12 protein-coding genes and 1 pseudogene are annotated in these 12253 nt (G+C 73.6%); 8 read left to right on the top strand and 5 right to left on the bottom strand.

The annotated features are described in order from the left end of the window. Window positions 1-3 precede the first annotated feature (3 nt). From BLW82_RS39215 to BLW82_RS39190, 5 genes are all read left to right on the top strand, one after another. A complete protein-coding gene (locus BLW82_RS39215; protein ID WP_177233355.1) occupies window positions 4-879 on the top strand; it encodes an AAA family ATPase in 876 nt (291 codons plus the stop codon). A gap of 6 nt (window positions 880-885) precedes the next feature. Continuing rightward, window positions 886-2106 (top strand): vWA domain-containing protein, encoded by a 1221-nt coding sequence (locus tag BLW82_RS39210; protein ID WP_177233211.1) that lies wholly within the window; start codon window positions 886-888, stop codon window positions 2104-2106. Further along, on the top strand, window positions 2099-3205 hold the full coding sequence (locus BLW82_RS39205) for an XdhC family protein (protein ID WP_093506722.1): 1107 nt from the start codon (window positions 2099-2101) through the stop codon (window positions 3203-3205). Before BLW82_RS39210 ends, BLW82_RS39205 begins: the two co-directional genes overlap by 8 nt. Window positions 3206-3239: 34 nt before the next feature. Further along, entirely contained in the window at window positions 3240-3896 is a 657-nt protein-coding gene (locus BLW82_RS39200; protein ID WP_093506720.1) for an SRPBCC family protein, read from the top strand. A gap of 347 nt (window positions 3897-4243) precedes the next feature. Beyond that, entirely contained in the window at window positions 4244-5638 is a 1395-nt protein-coding gene (locus BLW82_RS39190; protein WP_371131523.1) for a hypothetical protein, read from the top strand. A 24-nt stretch (window positions 5639-5662) separates the two neighbouring features. Here BLW82_RS39190 and BLW82_RS39185 read toward each other — a convergent pair whose 3' ends face one another. Next, the gene (locus BLW82_RS39185) at window positions 5663-6163 is read right to left on the bottom strand and encodes a metallophosphoesterase family protein (RefSeq protein WP_093506714.1); all 501 of its coding nucleotides are present in this window, start codon (window positions 6161-6163) and stop codon (window positions 5663-5665) included. A gap of 126 nt (window positions 6164-6289) precedes the next feature. On the opposite strand from BLW82_RS39185, the gene BLW82_RS39180 reads away from it, so the two are divergent. Genes BLW82_RS39180 through BLW82_RS39170 form a run of 3 tightly spaced genes read left to right on the top strand, consistent with a single transcriptional unit; the run spans window position 6290 to window position 8729 of the window. Continuing rightward, on the top strand, window positions 6290-6727 hold the full coding sequence (locus BLW82_RS39180) for a MarR family winged helix-turn-helix transcriptional regulator (protein WP_093506712.1): 438 nt from the start codon (window positions 6290-6292) through the stop codon (window positions 6725-6727). After that, the gene (locus BLW82_RS39175; protein WP_093506710.1) at window positions 6724-8136 is read left to right on the top strand and encodes an MFS transporter; all 1413 of its coding nucleotides are present in this window, start codon (window positions 6724-6726) and stop codon (window positions 8134-8136) included. Before BLW82_RS39180 ends, BLW82_RS39175 begins: the two co-directional genes overlap by 4 nt. 8 nt (window positions 8137-8144) lie before the next feature. After that, window positions 8145-8729 carry a hydrolase gene (locus tag BLW82_RS39170; RefSeq protein ID WP_093506708.1) on the top strand — a complete coding sequence of 195 codons (585 nt, stop codon included), beginning with the start codon at window positions 8145-8147 and terminating at the stop codon, window positions 8727-8729. A 129-nt stretch (window positions 8730-8858) separates the two neighbouring features. Here the strand turns inward: BLW82_RS39170 and rfbD are convergent, their stop codons facing one another. From rfbD to BLW82_RS39150, 4 genes and pseudogenes are all read right to left on the bottom strand, one after another. Further along, window positions 8859-9740 (bottom strand): dTDP-4-dehydrorhamnose reductase, encoded by an 882-nt coding sequence (gene rfbD, locus BLW82_RS39165; RefSeq protein WP_093506706.1) that lies wholly within the window; start codon window positions 9738-9740, stop codon window positions 8859-8861. Further along, window positions 9740-10737 (bottom strand): annotated as a pseudogene (rfbB, locus tag BLW82_RS39160) (dTDP-glucose 4,6-dehydratase). Before rfbB ends, rfbD begins: the two are co-directional and overlap by 1 nt. Further along, on the bottom strand, window positions 10734-11801 hold the full coding sequence (locus tag BLW82_RS39155; protein WP_093506704.1) for a glucose-1-phosphate thymidylyltransferase: 1068 nt from the start codon (window positions 11799-11801) through the stop codon (window positions 10734-10736). The pseudogene rfbB and the gene BLW82_RS39155 overlap by 4 nt, the downstream one beginning before the upstream one ends. A 138-nt stretch (window positions 11802-11939) precedes the next feature. Then, window positions 11940-12215 (bottom strand): hypothetical protein, encoded by a 276-nt coding sequence (locus BLW82_RS39150; RefSeq protein WP_093506702.1) that lies wholly within the window; start codon window positions 12213-12215, stop codon window positions 11940-11942. Window positions 12216-12253: the final 38 nt, after the last annotated feature.

The raw sequence follows: 12253 nt of genomic DNA, 5'->3' as shown, positions 1-12253 counted from the left end.
CCGATGGACGACCCGGAGCAGGTGGGGGCCCGGCTTGCGGAGACGGGGTACCTCGTCGACGAAGGGCTGGCCGTCACCTGCTTCCTGGCCCTCAGACTGCACCGGCCGCTGTTCTGTGAGGGCGACGCCGGCGTGGGCAAGACCGCGCTCGCCGCCGCCCTCGCTCAGGCGCTGGGCGCACCGCTGATCCGGCTGCAGTGCCACGAGGGCATCGACGCCTCCCAGGCCCTGTACGACTGGGACTTCCCGCGCCAGCTGCTGCACCTGCGGGCCGCCGAGGCGGCGGGCGTGCAGGACGCGGAGCGGCTGGAGAGCGAGCTGTACGACCGGCGCTTCCTGATCGCCCGGCCGCTGCTGCTGGCGCTCCAGCGGCATCCGTCGGTGCTGCTGGTCGACGAGATCGACCGGGCCGACGACGAGTTCGAGGCGTTCCTCCTCGAATTGCTGTCCGAGTACTCGGTGACGATCCCGGAGCTGGGCACGCTGCGCGCCGAGGTGCCGCCGGTGGTGGTGCTGACCTCGAACCGGACCCGCGAGGTGCACGACGCGCTGAAGCGGCGGTGCCTGTACCACTGGTTCGACCATCCCTCGTTCGCCCGCGAACTGGCCATCGTGCGCCGCCGGCTGCCACAGGTGTCGGCCCACCTGGCCGAACAGGTCACGGCGCTCGTGCAGGCGCTGCGCGGCGCGGACCTGGTCAAGCCGCCGGGCGTCGCGGAGACGCTGGACTGGGCGGAGGCGCTGGACGCGCTGGGGGCGAGCGAGGTGGACGCCGAACTGGCCGTGGCGACACTGGGTTCGGTGCTGAAGTACCGGGAGGACACGGAGCGGGCGCGCGGGCTCGATCTCTCGGCGGTCCTCGCGGCCCGGGGCGGGTGACCTGGCGTGGGCGCGGCGCTGTCCAGCACGGCCGGGGTGCCGGCGGATGCCGTACTGCTGGGTTTCGTAAGGGCGTTGCGGGCGGCGGGGGTGGACGCGAGCGCGGAGCGCGGGTACGCGTTCCTGCGCGCCGTGGCCGCCCTGCGGCCCGGGGTGCGCCCGGACGTGTACTGGGCGGGGCGGGCGACGCTGTGCGGCGGCCACGACGACCTGGAGCGGTACGACAGGGTGTTCGCCGCATACTTCGGTCCGTCCCCGGCTCCGGCCCGGCTGCCGCTGGGCACCGCTCCCGCGCCCCGGCTGCGGCTCGTCGCCCGGGAGACGGCCACGGCACCCCGTACCGGTGGCGAGAGCGAGCCGCCGGGGCCGCCCACCGCCGTCCTCGCCAGCTCCGCCGAAGTCCTTCGGCACCGTGACGTCACCGAGCTGGATCCCGCCGAGCGGGCCCAACTGCGGCGCCTGCTGGCCGCGTTCACGCTCGAAGGGCAGACCCGCCGCTCGGCGCGGCGCCGGCCGGCCAGGCGTGGGGAGGTCGATCCGCGGCGCACCGTACGGGAGTTGCTGCGGCGCGGCGGGGAACCGGCCCTGCTGCGGCGGCACGCGCGAGTGGCCCGGCCGCGCCGGGTGGTGCTGCTCGTCGACGTGAGCGGTTCGATGGGCCCGTACGCCGACGCGCTGCTGCGGTTCGCGCACGCGGCGGTGCGCGCGGGCCGCACGGAGGTGTTCACGATCGGCACCCGGCTGACCCGGGTGACCCGTGAACTGTCGCACCGGGACCCGGACCTGGCGATGGCGGAGGTCGCGGCCGCGGTCCCCGACTGGCGTGGCGGCACCCGGCTCGGCGAGCTGCTGCGCGAGTTCCTCAACCGGTGGGGGCAGCGCGGCATGGCGCGCGGGGCGATCGTCGTCCTGCTCTCGGACGGCTGGGAGCGAGGCGATCCGGAGCTGCTCGGGGAGCAGATGCGCCGGCTGCACGCCCTGGCCCACCAGGTGGTCTGGGCGAACCCGCGCAAGGCACGGCCCGGTTACGCGCCGCTGGCGGCGGGGATGGCGGCGGCGCTGCCCAGCGTGGACGCCTTCGTGGCGGGGCACAGCCTGGCGGCGCTCGAGCGGCTAGCCGCGGTGGTACGCGGGGCGCGGACCGGTGCCGCGCCGGCACAGGGACCCGGGAAAAGCCCCGGAAAAGCACCCGAGGCAGGACCGGGGAAGGGAGCGGACGGTGCGTGAGATTCTGCCGACGCTGGCCGGGTGGCACGCGGCCGGGATCCCGTTCGGCCTCGCCACGGTGGTCGCGGTCAGCCGCAGCGCACCGCGCGGACCCGGTGCGGCCATGGCCGTGGGTCCTGACGACGAGGTGGTGGGCAGCGTCTCCGGCGGCTGCGTCGAGGGCGCCGTCTTCGAGCTGGCCCAGGAGGTCGTCGCGACCGGCGAGCCGTCGCTGCAGACCTTCGGCTACAGCGACGCGGACGCCTTCGCGGTCGGGCTGACCTGTGGCGGCGAGATCACCCTGCTGGTCAGGCCGGTGACCGCGGACTCCGACCCGGCGTTCGGCGCGGTGGCCGGGTCGGTCGCCGCGGGCGAGCCGGTGACCGTGGCGACGGTGGTGGACGGGCCGGCCCGGCAGGGCGCCGTGCTCGCCGTCTGGCCGGACCGGACGGCGGGCTCGCTCGGCACGACCGGCCTCGACGTCGCCGTCACCGCCGACGCGCGCGGCGAACTCGCGCTCGGCGCCTCCGTCCTGCGGCACTACGGCCCGCACGGCGAACGCCGCGAGGACGCGGTCACCGTGTTCCTCCAGTCGTTCGCGCCGCCGCCCCGGATGCTGGTGTTCGGCGCGATCGACTACGCGGCCGCGGTGGCCCGCATCGGCGACTTCCTCGGCTACCGGGTCACCGTCTGCGACGCCCGCCCGGTCTTCGCCACCCCGAAGCGCTTCCCGGCCGCCGTCGAGGTCGTCGTCGACTGGCCGCACCGCTACCTGAGCCGCACCGTCACCGACGACCGCACGGTGATCTGCGTCCTCACCCACGACCCGAAGTTCGACGTGCCGCTCCTCGAGGAGGCGTTGCGCCGTCCGGCCGCCTACATCGGGGCGATGGGCAGCCGCCGGACCCACGACGAACGGCGCGCCCGGCTGGCCGGGTCCGGTCTCACCGAGGCCGAACTGTCCCGGCTGCGCTCGCCGCTCGGCCTGGACCTCGGCGCCCGTACCCCGGAGGAGGTCGCGGTCTCCGTCGCCGCCGAGATCGTCGCCCTGCGCTGGGGCGGCAGCGGCGCGCCGCTGGCCACGACCACCGGCGCCATCCACGCGTCCGCCGTCCACTGAGCGGGAGCCCCAGGAGGAGCAGAAGGAGCGAGTCATGGAACTGCACCACGAGTTCAGCGTCCCCGTCCCGGTCGACGACGCCTGGCGCGCGCTCCTGGACATCGAACGGGTCGCGCCCTGCCTGCCGGGCGCGGTCGTGGAGGAGTACGACGGCCGGACGGTGACCGGCTCGGTGAAGGTCAAGGTGGGCCCGGTCACCGTGACCTACCGGGGCACCGCGGTCTTCGAGGAGCAGGACGGGGCGGCCCACCGGATGGTGCTGGCGGCGAGCGGCCGGGAGACCCGCGGGCAGGGCACGGCCAGGGCCACGGTCACCGGCACGCTCACCGCACGCGACGGCGGTACCGCGGTGTCGGTGCGCACCGACCTCACGGTGACCGGCCGCCCCGCGCAGTTCGGCCGTGGGGTGCTGTCGGAGGTCGGCGACCGGCTGGTGAGACAGTTCGCGGACTGCCTCGCGACCCGGCTGGCGGAACGGCCGCCCGGCCCCGGCGGCGAACCGGAGCCGGTGGGCGAGGAGGTCGGGGAGGCCGAACCGGCGGAGCCGCTCGACCTGCTGCGTACCGCCGGGGTACCGGTGGCCAAGCGGGCCGCCGCGGTGGCCGCCGTGCTCGCCGTGCTCGCGGTGACGGCGGCCCGCCTGTGCCGACGCCGGCGGCGGCCCGCCGGGCACCGCGCCCGGCACCGGTGACGTGTTCCGTCCGCCGAACACTATGAACACAACGCCCGAGCCCATGGTTCCGGTCCCGGCCCGCTCCCTAGTGCCGCGGCAGGCAACGTTTGCCCGTCAAGGAGCGGCGTCCGGTGCGTGCTCTCGGCGTGCCGGCCGGAAGTCCTCGTACTGGAGGTACTTGGGCTTTCGGCCGGTGCGGCGAGAGTGCGTGCCGGGCGTCGTGACGGGGCGAACGTTGCCTGTTGCGGCACTAGCATCGCCGCGAACGGCGCGAAGGAGCGCCGACGACGACAGGGAGCCGCGCCGTGGACAGGTCGAGAACGCCCGTACGGGTCCGCCGGACGGGCCGCAGCCGACGTACCGGACTGCTCGCCTCGCTGGCGGCGGCCCTCACCGCCGCCTTCGCCGGGGCCCCTCCCGCACAGGCCGCGACGCCGCCGCCGGCCGCCGTCTCCTGCCCGGCGGAGCTCGACGGCAGGGCCACCTGCTACACCGGCCAGGGCGCCGACGGCGCCTACTACGCCATCGCCGTCCCCGGGCACTGGAACGGCTCCCTGGTCGTGCACGCCCACGGCGGCCCCGACCTCGGCGCCGGTTCGGACCCGGCGCGCAGCGTCGACGACCTGGCCCGCTGGTCGGTCATGGTCAAGGAGGGCTACGCCTGGGCGGGTTCGTCCTACCGCCGGGGCGGCTACGGCACCCGGACGGCCGCCGCGGACACCGAGAACCTACGCCGGCTCTTCGTCGCGAACTTCGGTAAGCCGCGGCGGACTTACGTGCACGGCCAGTCCTGGGGCGGGGACGTCGCCGCCAAGGTCGTCGAGGTGTACGGGAAGCGGGGCGGACCGTACGACGGGGCACTGCTCACCAGCGGGGTCCTCGGCGGCGGCTCCCGGGGTTACGACTACCGCGTCGACCTCCGCGTCGTCTACCAGTACTACTGCCACAACATGCCCCGGCCGACCGAACCCCAGTACCCGCTCTGGCAGGGACTGCGCGCGGACTCGACGCTGACGACGGCCGGACTGCGCGCCCGGCTCCAGGAGTGCACGGGCTACGCCTCGGACCCGCGGGAGCGCACCGCCCTCCAGCAGCGCAACCTCGACGACATCCTCGCGGTCACCGGCGTCCCCGAGCGCACCCTGGAGTCGCATCTGCGGTTCGCGGTCTTCACGTTCCGGGACATCGTGCACGACCGGCTCGGCGACCGTGACCCGTTCTCGAACGAGGGCGTGCGGTACTCGGGTTCGCACGACGACAAGGCGCTCAACGCCGGGGTCGAGCGCTTCAGCGCCGATCCGACGGCGGTACGCGACCTGTCGTACGACAGCGACCTCACCGGCAAGGTGTCGATACCGGTGCTCACGATGCACGCGATCGACGACCCGACGGCGTTCGTGGAGCACGAGGCGGCCTACCGGGCCACCCTGCGCGGCGCGGGCCGGGACCGGTACCTCGTGCAGACGTTCACCCGCGAGTCCGAGCACAGTTCGCTGAGCGACGCGGAGTACGCCGACTCGATCGCGGCGCTGGACCGTTGGGTGCGCACGGGCCGCAAGCCGACGCCGGGGACGATCGCGGGCTCGTGCGCCGCGTTCGACCGGGTCTACGCCACCGGCTGCTTCTACGACCCGGACTTCCGTCCCGCCTCCTACGCCTCCCGGGTCCGGCCGCGGCCGGGCGGGCTGAGCTGGCCCGCCATGACGGCCGCGCAGCAGAAGCGGTGGAGCAGGATCGACGGGGTCGGCATCGCGCCCTGACGGACCGCGCCCCGACGGGCCCGCTCAGCGCGGCGGCAGCCGGTGCAGGGTCACCTCGGTGAGGGCGCCGTCGTCGACGGTCGCCGTGAGGTAGGTGCAGTGCGGCTGGCGGCGGCGGTCGGTCGGGGAGCCGGGGTTGAGCAGGCGCAGGCCGCCGGGGGCCGTGGTGTCCCAGGGGATGTGGCTGTGCCCGAAGACCAGGACGTCCAGGTCGGGGAAGCGGGCGGCGCAGCGGTCCTCGCGGCCCTGGGCGGGGCCGGTCTCGTGGACCACTCCGAAGCGCAGGCCGCCCAGGTCGGCGCGGGCCACCTCGGGCAGCCGGGCTCGCAGGCCCGGGCCGTCGTTGTTGCCGTACACCCCGATGAGCCGGCGGCTGCGGCTCTCCAGCAGGTCGAGGGTGGCCTCGTCGACCCAGTCGCCGGCGTGCAGGACGACGTCGGCGCGCGGGAGTTCGGCGAGGAGCCGGTCCGGGAGACGCTTGGCACGCAGCGGGAGGTGCGTGTCGGAGGTGAGGAGCAGGCGCACCCGGCCCAGGGTAGGCCAGGAGACCGCACAGAGATCTTCAGTCCGGGCTTAACAGTTTCGATTGGACAGCTACGGCTGTACAGTTCCGACTGGACAGTTCGGACTGACGGTTTTACGGTGGGGCGCATGACAGAGATCTCCGGCTCCGCGACCCGCGCGGCACGCGACCTGCGCGTGATGTTCAGCAGGATGCGCCGCCGTATCCGCGAGGTCGCCCAGGACGCGGACCTCACCCCGTCCCAGGAGTCGGCCCTCACCCTGGTGTCGAAGCACGGCGCGGCCACGGCCAGTGCGCTGGCCTCCGCCGAGGGGGTGCGGCCGCAGTCGATGGCCGCCACCCTGGCCGCGCTCGACCAGCAGGGGCTGATCCGCCGCAGCCCGGACCCGACCGACGGCCGCCGCCAGCTGGTCACCCTGACCGAGGCCGGTCAGGCCCGTGTCGAGGGCAACCGGCAGGCGCGTGACGAGTGGCTGGCCCGCGCCTTCCAGGACCGGTACACCGAGGACGAGCGCCGGACCCTGCTCACCGCGATCGAGCTGCTCGACCGGCTGTCGCGCCCGTGATACCGAGGCTCACCGCGGGAACCCGCAAGGACACCCGCCCGGCCCCCACCGGATTCGACCGGCGGCTGATCGCGCCGATGGTCCTGGGTTCCGTACTGAACCCGATCAACTCCTCGATGATCGCGGTGGCCCTGGTGCCGATCGGCATCGCCTTCGGGGCCCCGCCCGCCGAGACGGCCTGGCTGGTCACCGCGCTCTACCTGGCGACCGCCGTGGGCCAGCCGGTGATCGGCCGGCTCGTGGACATGTACGGGCCGCGCCGGCTCTACCTCGCCGGCACCAGCCTGGTGGGCGTGGCCGGGCTGATGGGCGCCCTCGCCCCCACGCTGGGGGTACTGATCGCGGCGCGGGTGCTGCTCGGCTTCGGCACGTCGGCGGCGTACCCGGCGGCGATGCGGCTGACCCGGAGCGAGGCCGAGCGCACCGGGCGGGACAGCCCGGCCGGGGTGCTGACCGCGCTCGCCGTGTCCGCCCAGACCGTGGCCGTGATCGGTCCGACACTGGGCGGGATTCTGATCGGCGCCGGCGGCTGGCACCTGGTGTTCACCGTCAACGTGCCGCTCTCCGCGGCCTGCCTGGTGCTCGGTGTGAAGTGGCTGCCGAGGACCCCGGCCGCCGGGCAGCGGCAGCGCATGGACCTGCCGGGCATGGCCCTGTTCGCCGTCCTGCTGGTCTCGCTGATGCTCTTCCTGATGAGCCCGGGACCGGACCGGTGGTACCTGCCGGCGCTGACCGTGGCCGCGGCCGCCGTCTTCGCGGCCCGGGAGTTGCGGGTGCCCGACCCGTTCGTCGACCTGCGGGTCCTCGGCGGCAACGTTCCGCTCATCGTCACCTACGTGCGCCAGCTGCTCGCGTACACCACCTCGTACGCCTTCCTGTACGGCTACACGCAGTGGCTGGAGCAGGGCCGCGGGCTCAGCGCCTCCGCGGCCGGGCTCGCGCTGCTCCCGCTGTCGGCCGCCGCGCTCGTCACCGCCACGGTCACCGGCCGCCGGGAGGCGGTCCGCGCCAAGCTGGTGATCGGCTCCGTGCTGCAGATCGCGGGCTGCGCGGCCCTGCTGCTGGTCGGCGCCGGCAGCCCGGTCTGGCTGCTGCTCGCGGTCGGCGCGCTGCTCGGCGTCCCGCAGGGCCTGCTCGGACTCGCCGCGCAGACCGCCTTGTACCGGCAGGCCGACCCGGAGCGAATCGGTTCCGCGGCCGGACTGCTGCGCACCTTCATGTACCTCGGCGCGCTGGGTTCCTCCGCCGCCACCGCGGCGTTCTACCCGCACCGCGCCGACACGGGCGGGCTGCACGGCCTGGCCCTGTTCATGCTCGCCGGCTCGGCACTGCTGCTGGCGATCACCCTGCCGGACCGCTCCCTGGCCCGGCTCACCCCCGTACCCCGTCAAACCCCCCGAAAGGCCTGATCCACCCCATGTCTCTGAGCACGCTCGACCCGCGCACCGCCCTCGTCGTGATCGACCTCCAGCAGGGCATCGTGGGCATGCCCACCCAGCCCCACACCGGCGCCGAGGTGGTCGCCCGCACGGCGGAGCTCGCCGACGCCTTCCGCGCCCAGGGCCTGCCCGTCGTCCTGGTCCGGGTCTCCTTCGCCGCCGACTTCGCCGACGCCGTCCCGGGCCGCACCGAGCGCCAGGCCCGCGGCCTCGCCTTCCCGGAGGGCTGGGACGTCGTCGTCGACGAACTGTCCGGTCACGACGGCGACATCCTTGTCACCAAGCACAACTGGAGCGCGTTCCACGGCACGGACCTCGACGTCCAGCTGCGCCGCCGGGGCGTCACCCAGATCGTGCTGACCGGGATCGCCACCAGCATCGGTGTGGAGTCCACCGCCCGGGACGCCTACGCGCACGGCTACCACGTGACGCTCGCCACGGACGCAATGGCCGACGCCGACGGCGAGGCGCACGCGGGCAGCGTCGAGCGGATCTTCCCCCGGCTCGGCGAGTCCGGCAGCACGGTCGAGGTGCTGGAGCTGCTCGCCAAGACCCACGGCTGAGCCCGGCCGGCCGCCGGGGCGGGTTCCCGCTGCCCCGGCGACGCCGTCCGACACGCCGCAGGGCGGCCGACGCGCTCGATGAGCCGTCGGCCGCCCTGCGGCGTGTTGCGGAGGTGTTCTGAGCGCCGCCTAGGCGGACATCTCCTTGCGGATGAGCGGCAGCCCCTCCGCCAGTGCCTGCCGCCAGTCCCGCAGCGGCTCCAGGCCGGCCTCGGCCCACCGGTCGTGCCCGAGGGCGCTGTAGGCGGGGCGGGGTGCCGGGCGGACGAACGCCTCGCTGGTGGTGGGGCGGACCCGCTCGGGGTCGGCGCCGAGCAGGCGGAACACCTCACGGGCCAGCTCGCACCAGGTGGCCGATCCGGAGTTGGTGCCGTGGAAGACGCCGTGCGCGCGGTCGTCCCGGCCGAGGCGGGGGCCGAGGTCGGCGATCCGGGCGGCCAGGTCGGCGCTCCAGGTGGGCTGGCCGCGCTGGTCGTCGACGACGTCGAGGGTGTCCCGGCGGGACTCCAGCTCGATCATCGTGCGCACGAAATTCTTCCCGTGCGTGCCGTACAGCCAGGCGGTGCGGACGACCGCGCTCGCGCCCGGGAGCTCCGCCAGGACGGCCCGCTCGCCCGCGAGCTTGGTACGCCCGTAGGCGGTGCGCGGGGCGGTCGGGTGGTCCTCGGGGTACGGGCTGGTGCGGGCCGCGCCGTCGAAGACGTAGTCCGTCGAGACGTGGACGAGGCGGGCGCCGTGCCGGGCGGCGGCGCGGGCCAGCAGGCGCGGGCCCTCGCCGTTGATCAGCAGGGCCCGCTCCTCGTCGGTCTCGGCGTCGTCGACGGCGGTGTACGCGGCGCAGTTGACCACCAGGTCGGGCGTGTGCGCGGCGAGCGCCGAGTCCACCGAGTCGGCGCTGGTGATGTCGAGGCCGGCGCGGCCGAGGGCCACGACCTCCTCACCCCGGCGGGCGAGCTCCTCGGTCACGTCGTGGCCGAGCATGCCGCCCGCTCCGGCGACGAGCCACTTCATCAGTGCTTCCCCTGCTCCTTGCGGGACTCCAGGGCGGCGCGCTCCTTGAGCGGCTCCCACCAGTCCCGGTTGTCGCGGTACCAGGCCACGGTGTCGGCGAGGCCGGAGGTGAAGTCGTGCTTGGGGTGTAGCCCAGCTCGTCGTGGATCTTGCTCCAGTCGACGGAGTAACGCTGGTCGTGGCCCTTGCGGTCGGCGACGCGGTCCACGCGCTCCCAGTCGGCGCCGCAGGCCTCGAGCAGCAGGCCGGTGAGCTCCTTGTTGCTGAGCTCGGTGCCGCCGCCGATGTTGTAGACCTCACCGGGCCGGCCGCCGGTGCGGACCAGGTCGATGCCCTGGCAGTGGTCCTCGACGTGCAGCCAGTCGCGGACGTTGCTGCCGTCGCCGTACAGGGGCACGTTCTTGCCGTCGAGGAGGTTGCTCACGAAGAGCGGGATGACCTTCTCGGGGAACTGGTGCGGCCCGTAGTTGTTGGAGCAGCGGGTGACGCGGACGTCCAGGCCGTGGGTGCGGTGGAAGGCCAGCGCGAGCAGGTCGGAGGAGGCCTTGGAGGCGGAGTACGGCGAGTTCGGCTGGAGCGGGTGGCTCTCGGGCCAGGAGCCGGTCTCGATGGAGCCGTAGACCTCGTCGGTGGAGACGTGCACGAACGGGCCGACGTTGTGCCGCAGGGCCGCGTCGAGCAGCGTCTGGGTGCCGACCACGTTGGTGCGGACGAACGCGCCGGCCCCGTCGATCGAGCGGTCGACGTGCGACTCGGCGGCGAAGTGCACCACCTGGTCGGCGTCGGCCATGAGCCGGTCGACCAGCTCGGCGTCGCAGATGTCGCCCTGGACGAAGGTCAGCCGGGGGTGCGACTCGGGCAGGTTCGTCAGGGTGCCCGCGTAGGTGAGCTTGTCCAGCACGGTGATGTGCGGCGCGTCAGGGGCGGTGTCGGCGAGCAGGCCGCGGACGTACGTGGAGCCGATGAAGCCGGCGGCGCCGGTGACGAGGAGATTCATGAACGGATCTGCACCTTGCTGTGGTCTCCGAGAACGAGGCGGTGGGCGCTGGGGGTGCCGGGTGCCGGGGTGACCTCGACGTGCCGGCCGATCAGCGAGGACTCGATCCTGCCCACCCCGTCGATGGACGAGTCCCGCAGCACTATGGAGAACTCCAGCTCACTCGCGGTGATCCGGCAGTTCTCGGCGACCGACGTGAAGGGGCCCACGTACGAGTCGCTGACGACGGTCCCCGCGCCGATCACGACGGGGCCGACGATCCGGGAGCCGGTGACGCGCGCGCCCGCCTCGACGACCACGCGGCCGACGATCTGGCTGGCCTCGTCGACCTCGCCGTCGATGCGCGGCTCCTGCGACTCCAGGACGGTCCGGTTGACCTCCAGCATGTCGACGACGTTGCCGGTGTCCTTCCAGTAGCCCTTGATCACCGTGGAGCGCACGTCGGCGCGCTGGTCGATCAGGTGCTGGATGGCGTGGGTGATCTCCAGCTCGCCGCGCCAGGACGGCTTGATGGCGCGGACGGCGTCGTGGATGGCCGGTGTGAAGAGGTACACACCGACCAGGGCGAGGTCGCTCTTGGGCTCCTGCGGCTTCTCCTCGAGCCCGACCACCTGACCGTCGGCGTCCAGCTCGGCGACGCCGAAGGCGCGCGGGTTGGGCACGTGGGTGAGGAGGATCTGGGCGTCGGGGCGGGTCTCGCGGAACTCGTCGACCAGTCCGCTGATGCCGCCGACGATGAAGTTGTCGCCGAGGTACATGACGAAGTCGTCGTCGGCGAGGAAGTCGCGGGCGATCAGCACCGCGTGGGCCAGGCCCAGCGGCTGGTCCTGGGGGATGTAGGTGACGTCCAGGCCGAACTTCGACCCGTCGCCGACCGCCTCCTCGATCTCGGCGGCGGTGTCGCCGACGATCATTCCGACCTCGGTGACGCCCGCGGCGGCCAGGGATTCGAGCCCGTAGAAGAGCACGGGTTTGTTCGCCACCGGTACGAGCTGTTTCGCCGATGTGTGGGTGATCGGCCGCAGCCGTGTGCCGGCACCGCCGGAGAGCACCAAAGCCTTCATTCGCTACACCTTATAGGTGAACATCTGGTTGAGACGTTCTTCTGTTTTCCTGACTGGTTACGACAGTATGGCCTCGGTGCGGACGCCCTGTGACCACGAGGTGCCCCGGAACTGCGTCTCGTCCCCTTTTTCCGCTGGTCAGGAGCCTTCCGGCCAGGCCGCCGCGCGTTCCACCTCGGCCTCGATCTCGGCCCGGGACCGGCCCTCGTCGCGGGCGTACTCGTTCACCGCGGTCAGTTCGTCCCGGGCGAGGTCGCGCCAGGCGCGCAGGGCGGTCTCGTAGGTCTGCGACTGGGCACCGCCCGACTGCTGACGGGCCGGTGGCCCGTAGGTGTCCCGCAGTTCCAGGACCTTTTCGTGGGCCGCGTCGGCCGCGCGGTGCTTCGCCACGAGTTCTTCGAAGGTGTGTGCCACGTCTTGGACCCTAAGGAGAGTCGGGCCGCGCCGCCTGT

Source organism: Streptomyces sp. Ag109_O5-10 (assembly GCF_900105755.1).
Taxonomy (GTDB): domain Bacteria; phylum Actinomycetota; class Actinomycetes; order Streptomycetales; family Streptomycetaceae; genus Streptomyces.
The sequence above is the reverse complement of the archived record's forward strand: the minus strand, read 5'-3'. Positions and strand labels throughout refer to the sequence as shown.